The sequence below is a fragment of the Pantoea sp. X-Soil-TKNS-1279 genome (genome assembly GCF_059730565.1).
In genome coordinates this window covers 1-16,089 of record NZ_AP035950.1, presented here as the reverse complement: position 1 = coordinate 16,089, position 16,089 = coordinate 1, and the positions used below count along the sequence as shown (strand labels likewise).

Genomic DNA, 16,089 nt, shown 5'->3' with positions numbered 1-16,089 from the left:
TTTAATAACGCGACCTTCATCACAGATAACGGCTGTTTTAATAAAAACGCAGAACAAATCGCAACGGTGCGAAATAATTTTAAAATGAAACTATCGTGACCGAGTTTGACCGTTTGTGTGTGAATGACCGTTTTGCGAACAAAAGCATACTTTGGAAATAAATAAATCCGACAAGATGATTTGCGTTAAGTGCGGGAAAAGAATGGAATGATGAGAATGATTACTGATCAATCTTTAGACAATGCGCCGGCTATTAAAAAATTAGCGACAGCCCAATCATAACGTCATAAGAACCTGCTGCCCTTCATGGCGCGAAATCATAGCCCAGGCTATTATCAAAGTAATGGATTCCTCCAACTGACTGCACAAGGCGATGCCCCAAACTCAGAACAGCAGCAGAAAGGAAAATATGCTGGTCGCCCTGAAGGCAGTTCGCACCATTATCTGTGTCGTTATCTTCCTGATGAGATGATGCGCTAACTAAAACCTCGCCGATTAACGTCGGGGCTTCGTTTTTTTTTGCTCAGGAACTTTACATAAAATCATGCCGTTGAAAGAAAGATTTATCCTTGTTAAACCTCAGAATGAATTGGTGTCGCAGTACAACAACGTGGTTGCATTTGCCATCAACCATGCCAGCCAGTCCGGACGTAATGTCAGGATTTGCGTGCCAAACAAATCTTCCCCATTCTGTGAAGATTTTCTCAGTCAGGTGTTTGACGGGCAAATTTACCGCGCGATGCGTAATAAAAAACAACTGATCTCATCAGGCGTGAAGATCGGTTTGTTCTCAAGTCAGACGCTCAGGAAAGAACATATCCTGCTGGACGCTGTTTATCTGGTGACGTTTCCCAACGCGGAGCTGTTGAATGTCATTGAATCACATGGTCGTAAAGCCACGGTGATTGTGTTCGGTACCCTTGATGGCGACACCGACGTGTTGGATAGCTGGGCACAACGTTATCAACCTAAACCCATGAATCTGGCATAAAAACGGTGTTTACCGGCAGGTGTGATGCGATATTCAGCGTGCGATATCGCATCACCCGCGCTGGCTATGCCGTTAGCATCCGGCGTAGAAACTTTCCCGAAAACGTTTTCGGCAATGAACGACGGAAATGGATTTTTCTCGGCAAGGCAAACCGGCCACAACGACTGACCAACCGTTCACGTATCTGCTGTTTCAGCATCCCTTCCTGCTGCACGGTTAACCCCTCGGTGACAACAAACAAAGCCACCATTTCGCCCAGTAAATGGTGCGGCGTACGGGTGGCGACGACTTCAATAATACCCGCGATACCAGCCAGAGCATTTTCTACCTCGGCTGTCGCCAGACGTTTACCGCCGATATTGATCACATCATCCATCCGTCCCTGAATGACGATGCTGTCGTTTTGCCGTACCGCGCAATCATGCGTGGCGTAAAACCACCGCCCATCACGCCGCAGCCAGTAACGTTGATCGTGTTGTGTGTCGTCCTGCCATAGGGTCGACATTCCCCCTGGCCCAAGGGTGTCCTTAATCACCAGCATACCCGCCTGCCCCGACGCGCAGGACTCACCGCTGGTGACATCAACAATGTCCACCGCGCGCGTAAATACCGGCGCTAAACCGCTGCCGGTGCCTGCCAGCAACGGCCAGCCAGATTCAGTCTGCCAGTAGTGATTTTCACAGATAACGCCCATCCCGCGGGTGACCCAGCCGTGGGTCGCAGGGTCCAGCGGTTCCCCCGCAAGATAGAGAGAACGCAGCGATGCCAGACTGGCATGGGGTTTTCCCTGCTGCCGTGCCAGACGAATCGCCCCGGCGATGGTCAGCATACGGGTGATCCCCAGCTCCGCCACCATCTGCCACCAACTTTCTCCAGGGGTATTGACCGTACTGGCCTCGTACATCACCGTGGTGATCCCCGCCAACAACGGCGCGTAAATACCGTAGCTGTGGCCCGTGACCCAACCCACATCCGCAGTGGTAAAGAAGATCTCATCATCCTGAACATGAAACAGATGTCGGAGGCTGGCCAGCAAAGCCACCGCGTAGCCGCCGGTATCCCGCACAATCCCCTTTGGTGCCCCGGTGGTGCCGGAGGTAAACAACAGATGTGAGGGCTGAGAAGCCTCCAGCCAGACGCAGGGCACGACACAACCGATATGCTGTGCCAGTGCCTGGGTAAAGTCCGGGGAATAGCAATCCACCGCCCGTAAGGGGGCGCTGGCTGTCGGGATCGACGGTAATTCCTGACGGCCACGGGGTTCGCTGCAATGCAGCAGCAGCGCAGGCTGACAAGCAACGACACGTTGCGCCAGCGCATCGCTGGTCACGCCCGAATAGACCACCACATGCACCGCCCCTAATCGGGCACAGGCCAGCATGGCAACGGCAGCCAACGGCGTCATCGGCAGCACAATCATTACCCGGTCACCCTGACGGATCCCCCAGCTGATCATCAGGTGGCTTAACGCATTCACCTGTTGCCATAACTCACGGTAGCTGAGTCGCTGCGTCGCTCCCCGGTAGTCACGCTGGATAATCGCACAGCGATCGCCTTTTTCCGCCAGATGACGGTCCAGCGCGTTATAACTCAGATTGGTACGCCCGCCAGGAAACCAGCGGCAACGTGGCCCACCGTCGATCTCTTCAACCACGGAGGTGAAATCCTGCTGCCAGTCGAGGCGCTGCGCCTCCTGTTGCCAGAAAGCCGCGTCATTAACGGTGATCGTGGACATAAACACCCTCCACATGCGTGGCTTGCAGCGGGTGTGCGGCAATGGCCTCTGCCAGCCATGCCGCATCTTCCCCTACCCCCTCAAAACGGCCGGAACCCCATGTCCACAACCAGGGCAAGCCAAGGAAATAGAGGCCCGGCTGTACCGAAACACCCCGGCTATGCAGGGGATAGCCGTTATCATTAAATGCAGGCGCCTCGATCCAACTGAAATCGGTGTGAAAACCGACAGCCCAGATAATGGCGGAGATAGCGGTCAGATCAATGCGGGTGGCGGGATTCTCCGGTTGCCACAGCGGTTGATAGCGTGCCTCTTCCGGTGCATCGATACCCTGTTCTGCAATCCAGACATCAATGCTGTCTTTGATTTTTTGCGAGGTCGCATCCGCGCCGTCAAGATTCTGTTGCAGGTCATCAGCGGTCAGTAACACGCCATCGCCATAACCCAGCAGACGGCCATAAAGCTGCATACCTTGTAACGCAAAGGCGCGCAGGTCGATATCACGTCCACCATCACGTCCGGTGACATAGTGGTTGGTCTTGCGTCGCGCATCTTCGCCGAGTGGATGATCATCCACCGTCAACCGGTAATGGCCCATATCATCCAGCCAGTCCACCACGTCACGCCCGCGATAGAAACGCGCCACACGCGGTGCGCTTCCCACACACAAATGGACGCGGCGACCAGCCAGATGCAGATCTTCAGCGATTTGCGCACCAGATTGCGCTGAACCGACCACCAGTACCTCGCCTGCCGGCAGTTGCCGCGCCGATTTATAGTTGGCGGAATGCACCTGCATGATATGTGCGGGCAGCTCTGCGGCAATCGCCGGGAAGCGTGGACGATGGTAGTTACCGACGGCAACCACCACCTGATCCGCGCTAAATTCACCTGCCGAAGTATGCAGCAGGAAGCCGCCATCGGTTTTCACTACCCGCAGTACATTGACCCCTTCACGCAGCGGCGCGTCAAAACTCCGCGCATAACGTTCGACATAATCGACGATCTCATCGCGCAGCATAAAGCCGTGCGGATCGTCACCGTCATAGGGAAAACCGGGCAGTTTGCATTGCCAGTTCGGTGTCACCAGACAAAAGTTGTCCCAACGCTGCTCACGCCACGCCCAGGCCAGACGGTGACGTTCCAGCACCAGATGACGGATATTTTTTTGTGCCAGGTTCCAGCTCATGGCGAGACCGGCCTGCCCGCCGCCAATAATGACGACAGGATAATGGTTGTTGTTCATGGTTTTCTCGCTGGTTATCAGGCCGGGACGGGAGTGATCTTTTCGACAATGACCTGCTGCTCGGCCCCGAACTGCCGGGCTTTTTGCACGATCACCGCTGACTGATCCTGGGCGCTGGAACAGTAATAGCCGAATTTCGCTTTCACCCGCTCACTGGCCTCGTCGAGGGCGCGGGTGGTGATAGTCACGAATTCTTCCAGGGCATAAGGATGGTTAACCTCCAGGTGCTTCTCAATCGCGGTGGAGGGGGAGTAGCAAGTATCTTTGCTGCCGTCAGGCCAGCAAACGACAAAGTGCATAGCAGGCATGATGTCTTCCTCTGTTAACAGGTCATCCCGGTAAGGGATTGTTGTGTAAGATCCCAGTAGCAGGCGTGCTGCTGCCGGAAATGCAGGTCGAGCTTTCTGTGCGCGGTGAAACGACCCACCGCAGCACAGGCGATGTCACAGTGGGCAAAGCGTTGTTGTACCGCCTCGCGATGTTCCTCCTCCACCGCCAGCAAAAAACCAAAGCTGGGAAAGGCGCACAGCCACTGCTCCAGCGTGACGTCTGGCGGTATCGGGATCTGATCCAAATCCAGTTCAGCGCCCAGACCACAGCTTTCCAGCATCATCACCAGAGTCCCGGTCAGACCCGCCTGGCTGATGTCTTTCGCGGCGTGGATTAACCCGGTTTCCGCCAGCTCGGGCAGCAATGACCAGGCCTGGCGCAGTGCCGCAGGAGACGCCTCGGTGGCGGCATCCCAGTTGTAACCGGGAGGATGCCAGCGTCCCTGAAGATTGATCGCTACCATCAACGTCTGACCCGATTGCACCGCAAAGCTACTGAGCGGGGTGCGGGTTTCGCCCAAAATGGCCACCGCCAGTTGCGGCTGATCGCTACGCAAATTGGTATGCCCACCCACGATCGGTACCTGATACGCGCGTGAGGCCGCAGCCATGCCCTGTAAAATCTGTTCCGCATGGGGCAACGCGTCATCCCACAGAGCGTTCACCACCGCCAGGGGACGTCCTCCCATTGCCGCGATGTCGCTCAGATTCACCATCACCCCGCACCAGCCAGCGAACCAGGGATCATCCGCCACAAAACGGTTGATGAAGCCCTCCATCGCCAGCAACTTGTAGCCGTCGCCGTCAGGGATCAGCGCACAGTCGTCACCATTCGGGTTGGGATTCGGCCAGGCTTCCCGCAGTTGTTTTGCCACCTGCTGGATATCTCGCTTGTGTGCGATGCCGCTGAAGGTATGCAGGCGCTCAATCAGCGCCGGTAAACTCAGGTTCATACCGTCGCCCCCGTTAAAAAGGTTGGCATCTCCACAACCCGCCTGCGTGTCGCTGCGCTAATGACCATGCCGCTGAGGGGATCGTGACAGGGCGGGTAGAAGTTGAGGTCGGCCTGCATGCGTGCATGTCGCACGCCGCGCAATTCCAGCCAGTCCAGCGTGTGCCAGTGCATACGGCGAAACAGCGGTTCGTTTTGATGCTGTACCTGCGCATAAAATTCCCGACAGCCCAGCGCATGTGCGCTGCACACCGCCAGGCGGATCAACGTCGGGCCAAGCTGTCCCTGGCGACGGTAGTCGCTATCCACCGCCAGACGCGATCCCTGCCAGATACCGGGAGCTGTCTCATGAATACGCACCGTACCGACCACCGCATCGTGCCACCCGCCAACACTACCCAGCGCCACCAGCAGGCGGGCATGGCGATCGATATCATCAAGATCATGTCCGGCGAACAGCCCCTGCTCCTGGCAAAATACCCGCTGGCGCAACACATAAGCCTGCTCCCGTTCCCACGGCAGCGTCACCCACTTGATGGTGTAACCCGCGTACTCGTTCATCATTCACTCCTTACGCCATCGCCTGCTCGAAGCTGGAAAGTGACGAGCAGGCACCGCAACGACCGCAACCCGCCTTGATATCACTGGATCGCAAACGGGCCTGACTCAGCATCTGCCCCAACGGTTGCAGAATGGATGACATAAACTGGCTGTCGGGTGCCGGATGGTGCTCCAGGGGCGTGCCGCTGATCGGCACAAACGGCACGACGAACGGATAAACACCAAGCGCGATCAGGGTTTCCGACAGCGACAGAATCGCCTGGGGGGTATCGCCCAGTCCCGCGAGGATATAGGTGCTGACCTGACCGCGACCAAACACCGCCACCGCCTCGGCAAACGCCTCAAGATATTGATCAACGCTGACCTGCGCCTTGCCCGGCATAATGCGGGCGCGCACTGCCGGGGTTACCGCCTCCAGATGCATGCCGAGCGCATCAATCCCGGCATCTTTCATGCGCTGAAACCACTTCGCATCGCCAGGGGGTTCACACTGCCCCTGCAAAGGCAAATCCACGGCGGCTTTAATCGCCAGCGCACTTTCCACCAGAATGCGTGCACCGCGATCGCTACCGGATGGCGTGCCGGTGGTCATCACCATATGCTTGACGCCATCCAGCTCAACCGCCGCTTTCGCCACCTCGGCCAGTTGTTCCGGTGTTTTACGCGCAATGGTGCTGCCCGCCGCCAGCGATTGGCCGATGGCGCAGAACTGGCAAGCCTTCGCGCGATTTTCATAGCGGATGCAGGTTTGCAACACGGTGGTCGCCAGCACATCGGTGCCGTGTAACGTGGCGATCTGTGAATAGGGGATACCCTCCGCTGTCTGCCGTTCATAAAACCTGGGCTTATGGGCGATGCTGATTTCCCGCACCGGAATGGTGTTGTTGTAGAGCCGGGTGACCCCGGACGTCTCATGCTTCACCTGCCACGGCGACTGACGGGCGGAATGGGTGTAGATCGGCACCATCACCGTCACGCCATCAATGTTCATCGCCTGGTGGTCAGACGGCCCGGCACCACCATGACGACTGACATGCTCCTGCTGCGGGTTGATGACGTTGACCCCCTGGGTCAGTAACTCAGTGATCAGCTGCTGGCGAGTAGACGGAACGTTCTGCATCGCGCTCTCCTCCGGTTTCGGATTCATCATCACGCGCCACCACGTAGCGGGCAGGGGTCGCGTCCAGACGCAGGCTCAATAATTCCGGGCGCGCGTAATGCCCGACGGAATCCATCATGCGTTTGCGTTTGGTGATTAACGCCATATCCAGGTCGGCAATCAGAATGCCTTCACCTTCCGTCAGCGGTGGCACCAGATGACGCCCTTCCGGGGAAATGATGGCGGTATTGCAACCACCCCGTAGCCCCTTTTGCAACGCCGGATCAGCGGTGAGTTCATTGATTTGTTCCTCAGTCAGCCAGCCGGTGGCATTGATCACAAAGCAGCCAGACTCCAGCGCGTGATGACGGATGGTGACGTCCATCTGCTCGGCAAAAATCGGCCCCACCAGTGAACCGGGGAACTGGCTGCAATGGATCTCTTCGTGCTGCGTCATCAGGCTGTAGCGAGCCAGCGGATTGTAATGCTCCCAGCAGGCCAGCGCCCCCACGCGCCCAACGGCGGTGTCGACCACTTTCAGCCCGGCACCATCACCCTGCCCCCAGATCATCCGTTCATGGTAGGTCGGGGTAATTTTGCGGCGCTTAAGTACCAGCTCGCCGCTGGCATCAAACACCAGTTGGGTGTTGTAAAGCGTGCCGTGATCGCGCTCATTGACGCCCAACACCACCACCATTTTGCGCAGCCGGGCGCGCTCCCCCACCGCGTGGGTAATCGGACCGGGGACCACCACCGCCTGGTCGTAAAGTTTCAGATGGGCGGCACCGGCAGTCATTGCGGGTGTGATGAACGAGAAGTAAGGGTAATAAGGCACAAAAGTCTCAGGGAAAACGATGATCTCTGCACCCTGCTCTGCCGCTTTATCGATTGCCTCCAGTACCCGGGCCAGCGTTTTGCTGGCCTCATGGAGATCTGGCGCAATCTGGGCTGCGGCGGCACGGATAATGCGTGATCCAGCCATAGCGCGCCTCCGCTTACATAGTCCAGGTGTCGATAATCACCGCGTTGTCACGGACATGCAGCAGCTTCAGATCCAGCACATCAAGCGGATTGATCGGACGTACCCCTTCCAGCAGCGACGGTTCACCATGACCGTAGAGCGCCTGAAGCGCGAAGCGGCAGGCGTAAACCTTGCCACCTTCCGACATAAATTTATTCAGCTGGTTGGCGTAGTTTTGGTGCCCGGGAAAGGCTTCCGCGCCGAGAGTAGGAAAGCCGCGCTGTACGCCGAGCAGCACACCCGGTCCATACAGCAGAATGGAGGTTTCGAAGCCTTTGCGTTGCAGACGGGTTGCCTGCAACATATTGACGAAGCCAATGGAGCCTTCAAACGCGACCGTATGAAAGGTCACCAACGCTTTCTGGCCCGGTTCCGCTTTTACGTCCTCAAAAACCTTCTCTTCGTAGTCAACAAAGAAATCACCGGTCTGGTGGGCAGGCATCGTAACTTTTGGCATAGCACTTTTCTCCCAGTCTTTATCAGGGGGGAGCCACGCTCCCCGTTATGGCACATCCGCAGGTGATGCAGGGAGAATGGAGCAAGGGTCGTGCCAGCCGCCAAATGCAGGGATGCAATCAAGATCCCATCAACTGCTCAACTTGTGAGCTGAAAAATTTTTAAACCCTGTCAATCACACGGGATTAGCGCAGGGGCACAACAGCGTTACGCGGAATTTTGCACCAGATTGATGCCAATTCGCACCAAAAATGCACACAATAAAAATCATCATGCAATCATTGATGCAATCAATGATAAAGGTGATTGCAGAATAACCTCCGCCAGGCAATAGTGATGCTCTCTTCTCCATTTGTCGGAATCGAATCCATGCTTACCAAACTCGTCAGCCGCTGGCATCACCACCAAAGTCAGAACACCGCACGTCCGGCTTATCTGTTGATTGCTGACATCATTGCTGATGGCATCAACAGCGGCGAGTTTCAACCGCGCGACCGCCTGCCGCCGCTGCGCGAACTGGCGATCCAACTCGCCCTGAATTACACCACCGTCACGCGTGGTTATGCCGAGGCCACCCGGCGCGGCTTGATCGACTCGCGCCGGGGGCTCGGCAGTTATATTCGCGGTAAGGTGCCTGCGGTACCGTTGAGTGGCGGCAGCAGCTATGAAATGACCATGAATTCACCGATTGAGCCGGGAGAAGAGCTGGCGCAGGCCATCAGTCAGGGAGCAATCAATCTCTTTAGCCAAAAAAACATTCTTGGCTTGTTGCGTTATCAGGACTTCGGCGGCCAGGCGGATGATAAAGCGATGGCGAAAGTCTGGCTGGAGAAGCAACTACCCTCGGTGAATATGGATGAAATCCTGATAGCACCGGGTATTCACAGCGCGCTGGTGGGATTATTGACGCTGCTGTGCCGCAAGGGAGGCAGCGTGTGCGTGAGTGATTTGATTTATCCCGGCCTGAAAGCCATCGCCAGCCAACTGAATATTACGTTGCAATCCCTGCCCTGTGATGAAGATGGCCCGCTGCCGCGGGTGTTTGAATACCAGTGCCAGACCGGTAACATCAGCGCCCTGTATATCAATCCCACGATCCAGAATCCCACCACCCTGACCCTGCCGTTAAGGCGACGCGAAGCGCTGGCTGATGTGGCAGCACGCTACAGCATTCCGGTAATTGAAGATGAAGCCTATGCGGCGCTGGCGGCCCAACATATTGCGTCGTTCAGTGAACTTATCCCTGAACTCACCTGGTACATTACCGGCATGTCAAAATGCTTTGGTCCGGGGCTGCGCACCGCCTTTATTAAAGGTCCGGGCAAACACCAGACGCAGTTGCTGGCGGGGGCATTACGCGCCCTGAATGTGATGGCCAGTCCGATCACCAACGCACTGGCTTCGCAGTGGATCAACGACGGCACCGCTGACCGGGTGCTGCAATCGGTACGCGCGGAATCGGTGATTCGTCAAAAAATGGCATCGGAGATCCTGAAGGAGTTTACTTTCCGCGCCACGCCGCAGGGTTTCCACCTTTGGTTACTGTTGCCACGTCATTTTGACTGGAATCCGGCTGAAATGGCGGTACGGTTGCGTGAACTGGGGGTCAGCGCAGTTTCAAGCGCGGCTTTCTGTACCGATAATAATCCTCCGGACGCGTTGCGTATCTGCCTCGGGGGTTCCTGGTCACGCGAGATGTGCGCAGAGAACCTGCAAACTATTGCTCATGTCATGCGTAATCCGCTGCATTTTGGCAGCGTGATCCTGTGAAGATCTGATCTTCAGGTCATGGGCCACATATCCGACCAGGGCATACACAAGCGCAACTGGTCGGCCGGAAAACGTCGCTTATAAAACCGGCCATTGTCTGTCCAGCCGCAGGTGATGCTATCGCCCTCAGTTTGCAGGACCACCATCACTTTTCTTCTTCTCTGGCGACGAACCAGCGCCCCGGGCATCAGCATGCTCACCTTTGCCCTGCACCGGCCAGTACGGACTGGATAATAAATTCATTACTTTTTCTCAGCACGCTTATCTCCGGTTTGATTTTGCCGTAGACACGCATGCCCTCCAGCAGCATAAAAATGCATTCCGCCATCACTTCTGCCGGTTCGTCAGAACGGAATACCCCCGTTTCCTGACCTTTGCGCAGGATGCTGTTCAGGCGCGCAACTATCCCGCGAAATTTGTATTCAACCCGGCTTCTGACTTCATCATCCCCCGGCAGCAACTCGCAGGCCGCAGCGATGGTGAAACACCCCTTCTCGCCTTGTGGCCCGGAAGAAAACAGCGCGACAAATTCCAGCGTTTCCCGCAATGCAGTTTCTGGTGCCAGTTCCTCGTCACGTTGTTGACCGCGCACCAGTCCGGCGTCCATGTATTGCTGGAGAGCAGCGAGAAAGATTGAACGCTTATCGGGATAGAGTTTGTAAATGCTGGCGCTCGCTAACCCGGATGCCTGCATTAAATCGGCCATTGATGTCGATCGATAACCTCTTTGCCAGAAGCATTCGAGCGCTGAATTGAGGAAAACCTGCGGATCAAATTCTCTGGGTCTGCCTGGGCCTGATTTCATGATTGCATCATTCTGGTTGGATGTTGCGACAATTGTAGATCGATCAATCTACAATTGAAAACAAAAAATCAGCAGGTTGGAAAATCCGTAGCGTCGCGATTTATCGCGCAGGTTTAAACAGTGCGATAAATCGCGACGCTACGGGAAATGTGGTCGTTAAGATTGTTTATCCGCGACCATTTTTTCAGCCACCGCCCGGATCGCCGCATCAAGCTCGGCCTGAAATTCCGCAGAAATACGCGAGAATTCATACGTCACCAGACGTTTTTCCGTATCGACCTTTTTACGGGCAAACTGTTTCTTGTCTTTAAACACCACCAGATTTTCCGCCGCCGCTTTTTTGGTCGCTTTGGGGGGTTTCAGACGGCTACTTTCGGCCCGGAAATAGCTAATGATTTTCGCTTTGGTGACCGGATCATCAAATTCCGTTTCGCCCTGTTTCTCAATACGCTCGCGCACCCCAGCCACAATGTCGCTGATAGCCAGCTTTTTGCTTTTGGCCTTTTCCGCCACATCGAGCAGAAACTGGTAATCGGCGATCGCGAGATCGCTGCCTGACGGGAAAACGGCGATCATCTCTTCCGGGACGGATGCCGCCTGGAAAGCACGGGTGATTTTTGCCGCAGAAATCCCTTCTGATTTCGCAATCTCTGCCTGGCTCATATCACCGGGATACATCAGTTCAAGACGTTTACCCAGTTCACGCAGGGTATGTTCTTTAGCGGTCTGAATGTCCACGGCAAGCTGGCGCGCATCGGCCAGATCCAGCTCATCTTTGGTCACCAGAACCTCGAATGGCGTCCCGTTGTACAGACAGGCAGCACGACGACGCGATCCGTCGAGAATTTCGATACGATCATCGACTTCCCTGCCAATCGCCGGGAAGAACTGTTGCAACGTAATGGTACGGGAAATATCCGCCACGGATTCAGGTGTCAGCAACGACTGATCACGTCCATTAACGGAAGAATCGATATAGGTCTGCGCTTCAATCTCGTCGTGCAGTACTTTCGTGAGGACAAAACGGGCTTCTTTTCCAGACTTGAGAACGAATACTCGGGCACCTTCGCTTTCACTCAGCATTTTAGAGAAATTAGAGTTCCCTAATGTGCGGCCCATTTTCTTCATGACTTTGGTCATTTGATACCCCTCACAAATTCGATCCTTTTGAAAACCGCCTGGGTAAATCGCTCCGCCTCGCGCTTAGCATTTTTCAGCGCTTCGGCACTACCAGGATAAGATTGTGGGTCAGCACTTACTATCGTGTCGAAGGTTTCCCCACAACGCTCGAATCCGTCAAGACGCGGCAAAGTGGCGTCCAGTATGTAGGATGTAAATACGTCGCGGGCCAGACCATGTGTCATCTCATGATCACGTTTGGTGGTCATTTTTGACATGAATCCGATATTGCCCTTAATGCGCGGGTTAATCCCCTCCTCTTCCAGTTGCTCCAGCATTTCTGGCAGACGAGTCAGATATTTCAGTGTCGAGTGAAAATCGACCTGGGCCGGTGGTGTCGGGGTGAGCAGCAAATCACTTGCCGCAATCGCGTTGAGCATAAAGGCATCCAGATGCGGCCCGGTATCCACGAAGATGAAATCGTAATCGTTCCCGACACGGTCGATAATATTGCGACGCAGCACCTCAGAGGGCAACAGGCCAGGCAAATGTTCGTGCACTAACTCATTCCACTGGCTGGCGACAAAGCCATCATCGATGGAGGCTGGGATGATATCCACGCCAGGAATGATGGTTGGCTGGATGATGTCCTTGTGCAGCTGCTCGGCATCGAGGTCATTCAGCATAGCCTGTGCCGCTGTTTCCATGATGGAACCGATACTGTTGGTATGGTTCAGGAACATGGTGCTGGAAGCCTGCGGGTCGAGATCGATGACAAGGTTACGCAGATCATACTGCAACAGATCCGGATGCACGCGAAGCCCGTGCGCCAGCGTTACGGTGCTGACGGTTTTAGATACCCCACCCTTCAGGTTCACCACAAAGATAACGAACGGGCCTTTGCCGGCATGAATATCGCGATACTTAGGCACCTTACGATGGGCATAAATATCCACCACATCCTGCACGGTCAGCGCGTAATGTCGGGCATTACCGGCATCTTTCTTACCAAACTCATGACCGGCGGCTTCCATTTCATCAATGGCCTGCTCAACAGCACGACGGCTGAGTTTCGGCATGTTTGCAACTGAATTTCGGGTAAAGGTTTGATAGTAACGGTCAAGTCCAAATTCATGACGTTTATCGATGATGTCGTCACTCATACTGCGCAGCATAGCGTTCGCCCTGCGGGCAGTTTCGTCCACGCCACCATAGTTACTTTTCATACCATTACTCCATTGGCAAAATTTTTCCTAAGTGTACATGGCATTTTGCTACGTGCAACATTTTTCGTTTTTCAGGAAAAAGTTGTACGCGCCGACAATGCCAGTACATCTCCTGAACAAGACGTGTGCGTTAAATAGAAGGTTCTGCTCTCAACAATGCCGTGTCACAAGAATCAATTTGTGATCCTGTCACATTGCTGATGAATATTTGCGCATTGGTTTCCAGTTATATGCTCAGTAGGGGTTAAGTGAAACACGGTCAGACGGATTAAAATGAAGAAAATATGAGCTAACCAATATTAAAAACATATAAAATTCATATTGATACATTAATACTCTACGGCTGGCTCTTCTGGGTATCCCCCAAAAAGGTTATCGGTCATATGCCAAAACGTTCAACGTGACAGGATCACATATCGGATCCGGGCTGCGATCTTTTAAAGCTACACCGCAGTGTTTGCTCAAAGGTTTCCAGTCGTATGCTGAAAATTGGCATTCATACGCTTCTACTCTTTGATAATTCAGAGATCTGGAAAAATGTGACGTGAATCACGCTCCAGGATGGAGAGCAAGGTTATCAGTCATATGCAAAATGACTTCTTCTTATTTATCAGTCAACTCACTCACTTTCAATCTTTTAAGGTTTCCAGTCGTATGCCAAAAGTTATCTGTCATATGCCAGAAATCAGCAGTATTGGCGGTCGTGTGAAGATCGTTTACGGCCCTTTTCTGATCAATAAAGGTTGGCTGTTATATGCAAAAGGTTTCCCGTCATATGCTCTAAACACGTCGAGGATCCTCTGGCCGTTTGAAGTTTAAACACAATGTACGCAGACAGGGTATTTGCCGGGTCAAAAGATTATCTGTCGTATGCAAAAAGTTTCCCGTCATATGCCAGTCAGTCGAATGACGCAAATGCGTTAACTTCCTGTTTTTTGCCATATGATGCATAAAAGGTTTTCAGTCGTATGCTAAAAGGTTATCTGCCGTATGCTGAAGATACCGCATTTATTGATGCATTGTGGCAACGTGTGATGCTCGCTTTCCCGCTAAACATCAGAATATTAGGTTTATCTTTCAGGGTTTCATAACTGGAAGGTTGGCTGTCGTACGCAGATATTGTATTGATGAAGTACATGGGGTTTAAAAGTTATCGGTCGTATGCTTATCAGGGTTGATTAAATGGAAAGGTTATCGGTTGTATGCTGTTTTGCGGTTATGTTTGCAGGTAACCGCAGTGTGAAAGCGATGGTTTGCACCAGAGAAAAACAATCAGCTCATCCATAACTGGCTGAATGAGCTGATGAAATTAGAAAGGTTAGCCGTGGTATGCTGGCAAAGTTATCACTGAGATGCCACTCACCGGGAATCGAGACTGATCAGGATCTTGGCTATCTCTTCCTCGCTAAAGCCGGAATCTTTCAGCTTACTGATTTTGGCGATCATCGCCTCATCAACAACCTGAGGTTCATCCTCCGTGCTCCTGTCGAGTTTCAACGACTTATCCGGGATAAGATTTGGATTTCGCTTGGTAATGTTGAAATAGACCGACCTGCCCCGCTTGGTTTCGGTGTATTCGAGATAATTGATCTCTTTGAGCTCCTCCAGCGCCTTACGCACAATGTGATTTTGGTAAGCAATGCGCGATTTCAGCCTCAGACGCTCTCTCAGGCGTTTCATTGAGACCGGGGCCGGATTTCTGGGAAGGCTTTCAATAAACGTGTAGAGGGCCTGTGCAGACTCTTTACGGGGCAAATGATCGATAGCCTTGAGACGCAGATAAACTTTGTAATCCATCTGATAGAGGTCAGCCAGCCGATGATCTCCCTCAATTTCGACTTCGTTCTTCACCATGTTGTAATGCGCGCTATTGACCAGGCCGGTAGTCAGAGAACCAGTGTCATTACGGAACTGAATTGTCACACCACGCAGGCGCATCAATGAGTCATCGATACGCTTCTTCATGTCTTTGTTTGAACGTTTTGAGTCGAACCCACAGTTCTGTAAAAACTTGGTGAAAGGGAGTTTTAACTTACCGGCAAAGGTGCCGTTATCGTAGATCGAACGAATGATCCCCAGCCAGACACGGAAATCTGTCGCCATATCAAGGCGTTCAGAGCGGATAGAGATATCTTTATACCCTTCCCGCTTTACGACTTCCAGATGGTAAAGATCCTCGGTAGCATCCACGGTGGACTTAACCGTATTGACGGAGCTCTTAGCCTTCGCGTGATCCGTATTTGGCACGAAAAGCCCCAGCCGCATCAGAGCTACAGGCTGCACCGTTGCAGTTGCCGAAGGATTTAAGTGGACAACTTCGCCCGTTTTCTTATTAACTTCCTCGGTCATGCTATCTAAGTCATTGACTTTCTTAGCCATAAACAGGATCCATTTATCAACAGTTAAATTAGCCACCGCATATGACCGATAACCTTACCAGCATATAAGCGGAAATCAAAGTGCACCTGACAGATAACCCTTTGCATATGACGAGAAACCTTTTGCATACAGACGGAAACCTTTTGCATATGACTGATAACCCAGACCTTAACGTAACCCAGAGATACCAAGGCCTGTAGCGATCCGGGGATCGTTTTGGCTTTTATAGGATCGATATAAGATCGTATTAAGATCAGATTATTGGATCTACCCTGTGAATAACGTGAATAAGTCGGAATGGATTTCAGCAAGACAGAGGGGGTCGATTCCCGGTAATGCCAAAGGCTATAGCAGGCTTACTGATACCGCGTAACACACTCGACTCATCAATAAACAACCC

The 16,089-nt window shown here is 53.4% G+C and carries 15 protein-coding genes; 2 read left to right on the top strand and 13 right to left on the bottom strand.

The annotated features are described in order from the left end of the window. The first annotated feature begins 592 nt into the window (after positions 1 to 592). Positions 593 to 991, top strand: coding sequence for a hypothetical protein (locus tag AC6I8N_RS23380; protein ID WP_235056635.1), 399 nt, complete (start codon positions 593 to 595; stop codon positions 989 to 991). Positions 992 to 1,055: 64 nt separating this feature from the next. On the opposite strand, the gene AC6I8N_RS23375 is transcribed toward AC6I8N_RS23380, so the two are convergent. From AC6I8N_RS23375 to AC6I8N_RS23340, 8 genes are read right to left on the bottom strand one after another with little or no spacing between them, the layout of a single operon-like run. Beyond that, positions 1,056 to 2,726 (bottom strand): AMP-binding protein, encoded by a 1,671-nt coding sequence (locus tag AC6I8N_RS23375; protein ID WP_497831268.1) that lies wholly within the window; start codon positions 2,724 to 2,726, stop codon positions 1,056 to 1,058. Beyond that, on the bottom strand, positions 2,707 to 3,972 hold the full coding sequence (locus tag AC6I8N_RS23370) for an MSMEG_0569 family flavin-dependent oxidoreductase (RefSeq protein ID WP_497831267.1): 1,266 nt from the start codon (positions 3,970 to 3,972) through the stop codon (positions 2,707 to 2,709). The genes AC6I8N_RS23375 and AC6I8N_RS23370 overlap by 20 nt, the downstream gene beginning before the upstream one ends. A 17-nt stretch (positions 3,973 to 3,989) precedes the next feature. After that, complete coding sequence (locus tag AC6I8N_RS23365) at positions 3,990 to 4,280, bottom strand: MSMEG_0570 family nitrogen starvation response protein (protein WP_497831266.1); 291 nt, start codon at positions 4,278 to 4,280, stop codon at positions 3,990 to 3,992. Between the two features lie 14 nt (positions 4,281 to 4,294). Further along, positions 4,295 to 5,254: a sll0787 family AIR synthase-like protein gene (locus tag AC6I8N_RS23360; protein WP_497831265.1), complete on the bottom strand. Its 960-nt coding sequence runs from the start codon at positions 5,252 to 5,254 to the stop codon at positions 4,295 to 4,297. Further along, positions 5,251 to 5,814, bottom strand: a complete 564-nt coding sequence (locus AC6I8N_RS23355) for an MSMEG_0567/Sll0786 family nitrogen starvation N-acetyltransferase (protein ID WP_497831348.1) — start codon at positions 5,812 to 5,814, stop codon at positions 5,251 to 5,253. The genes AC6I8N_RS23360 and AC6I8N_RS23355 overlap by 4 nt, the downstream gene beginning before the upstream one ends. Before the next feature lie 10 nt (positions 5,815 to 5,824). Next, positions 5,825 to 6,934, bottom strand: coding sequence for an MSMEG_0568 family radical SAM protein (locus tag AC6I8N_RS23350; protein WP_497831347.1), 1,110 nt, complete (start codon positions 6,932 to 6,934; stop codon positions 5,825 to 5,827). Beyond that, a complete protein-coding gene (locus AC6I8N_RS23345; RefSeq protein ID WP_021186296.1) occupies positions 6,894 to 7,895 on the bottom strand; it encodes a Nit6803 family nitrilase in 1,002 nt (333 codons plus the stop codon). Before AC6I8N_RS23345 ends, AC6I8N_RS23350 begins: the two co-directional genes overlap by 41 nt. A 13-nt stretch (positions 7,896 to 7,908) precedes the next feature. After that, positions 7,909 to 8,391 carry an MSMEG_0572/Sll0783 family nitrogen starvation response protein gene (locus AC6I8N_RS23340; RefSeq protein ID WP_021186297.1) on the bottom strand — a complete coding sequence of 161 codons (483 nt, stop codon included), beginning with the start codon at positions 8,389 to 8,391 and terminating at the stop codon, positions 7,909 to 7,911. 368 nt (positions 8,392 to 8,759) lie between these two features. Here AC6I8N_RS23340 and AC6I8N_RS23335 point away from each other — a divergent pair, with 368 nt between their 5' ends. After that, positions 8,760 to 10,160 (top strand): aminotransferase-like domain-containing protein, encoded by a 1,401-nt coding sequence (locus AC6I8N_RS23335; RefSeq protein ID WP_497831264.1) that lies wholly within the window; start codon positions 8,760 to 8,762, stop codon positions 10,158 to 10,160. A gap of 11 nt (positions 10,161 to 10,171) precedes the next feature. On the opposite strand, the gene AC6I8N_RS23330 is transcribed toward AC6I8N_RS23335, so the two are convergent. The 5 genes from AC6I8N_RS23330 to AC6I8N_RS23310 form a co-directional block, all read right to left on the bottom strand. After that, on the bottom strand, positions 10,172 to 10,354 hold the full coding sequence (locus AC6I8N_RS23330) for a hypothetical protein (protein ID WP_021186300.1): 183 nt from the start codon (positions 10,352 to 10,354) through the stop codon (positions 10,172 to 10,174). A gap of 2 nt (positions 10,355 to 10,356) precedes the next feature. Beyond that, the gene (locus tag AC6I8N_RS23325) at positions 10,357 to 10,965 is read right to left on the bottom strand and encodes a TetR/AcrR family transcriptional regulator (protein WP_497831263.1); all 609 of its coding nucleotides are present in this window, start codon (positions 10,963 to 10,965) and stop codon (positions 10,357 to 10,359) included. Positions 10,966 to 11,121: 156 nt separating this feature from the next. Continuing rightward, entirely contained in the window at positions 11,122 to 12,105 is a 984-nt protein-coding gene (locus AC6I8N_RS23320) for a ParB family protein (RefSeq protein ID WP_497831262.1), read from the bottom strand. After that, positions 12,102 to 13,310, bottom strand: coding sequence for an AAA family ATPase (locus AC6I8N_RS23315; protein WP_036627981.1), 1,209 nt, complete (start codon positions 13,308 to 13,310; stop codon positions 12,102 to 12,104). Before AC6I8N_RS23315 ends, AC6I8N_RS23320 begins: the two co-directional genes overlap by 4 nt. Positions 13,311 to 14,669: 1,359 nt before the next feature. Further along, positions 14,670 to 15,689 carry a RepB family plasmid replication initiator protein gene (locus AC6I8N_RS23310; protein ID WP_208727276.1) on the bottom strand — a complete coding sequence of 340 codons (1,020 nt, stop codon included), beginning with the start codon at positions 15,687 to 15,689 and terminating at the stop codon, positions 14,670 to 14,672. Between the last annotated feature and the right edge of the window lie 400 nt (positions 15,690 to 16,089).

Bases quoted from the DNA above. Each gene is read 5' to 3' on its own strand.
- AC6I8N_RS23315 (WP_036627981.1), bottom strand. From the start codon at position 13,310: ATGAAAAGTAACTATGGTGGCGTGGACGAAACTGCCCGCAGGGCGAAC.
- AC6I8N_RS23325 (WP_497831263.1), bottom strand. From the start codon at position 10,965: ATGAAATCAGGCCCAGGCAGACCCAGAGAATTTGATCCGCAGGTTTTC.
- AC6I8N_RS23320 (WP_497831262.1), bottom strand. From the start codon at position 12,105: ATGACCAAAGTCATGAAGAAAATGGGCCGCACATTAGGGAACTCTAAT.
- AC6I8N_RS23330 (WP_021186300.1), bottom strand. From the start codon at position 10,354: ATGCTGATGCCCGGGGCGCTGGTTCGTCGCCAGAGAAGAAGAAAAGTG.
- AC6I8N_RS23310 (WP_208727276.1), bottom strand. From the start codon at position 15,689: ATGGCTAAGAAAGTCAATGACTTAGATAGCATGACCGAGGAAGTTAAT.
- AC6I8N_RS23355 (WP_497831348.1), bottom strand. From the start codon at position 5,814: ATGAACGAGTACGCGGGTTACACCATCAAGTGGGTGACGCTGCCGTGG.
- AC6I8N_RS23365 (WP_497831266.1), bottom strand. From the start codon at position 4,280: ATGCCTGCTATGCACTTTGTCGTTTGCTGGCCTGACGGCAGCAAAGAT.
- AC6I8N_RS23375 (WP_497831268.1), bottom strand. From the start codon at position 2,726: ATGTCCACGATCACCGTTAATGACGCGGCTTTCTGGCAACAGGAGGCG.
- AC6I8N_RS23345 (WP_021186296.1), bottom strand. From the start codon at position 7,895: ATGGCTGGATCACGCATTATCCGTGCCGCCGCAGCCCAGATTGCGCCA.
- AC6I8N_RS23350 (WP_497831347.1), bottom strand. From the start codon at position 6,934: ATGCAGAACGTTCCGTCTACTCGCCAGCAGCTGATCACTGAGTTACTG.
- AC6I8N_RS23360 (WP_497831265.1), bottom strand. From the start codon at position 5,254: ATGAACCTGAGTTTACCGGCGCTGATTGAGCGCCTGCATACCTTCAGC.
- AC6I8N_RS23335 (WP_497831264.1), top strand. From the start codon at position 8,760: ATGCTTACCAAACTCGTCAGCCGCTGGCATCACCACCAAAGTCAGAAC.
- AC6I8N_RS23370 (WP_497831267.1), bottom strand. From the start codon at position 3,972: ATGAACAACAACCATTATCCTGTCGTCATTATTGGCGGCGGGCAGGCC.
- AC6I8N_RS23340 (WP_021186297.1), bottom strand. From the start codon at position 8,391: ATGCCAAAAGTTACGATGCCTGCCCACCAGACCGGTGATTTCTTTGTT.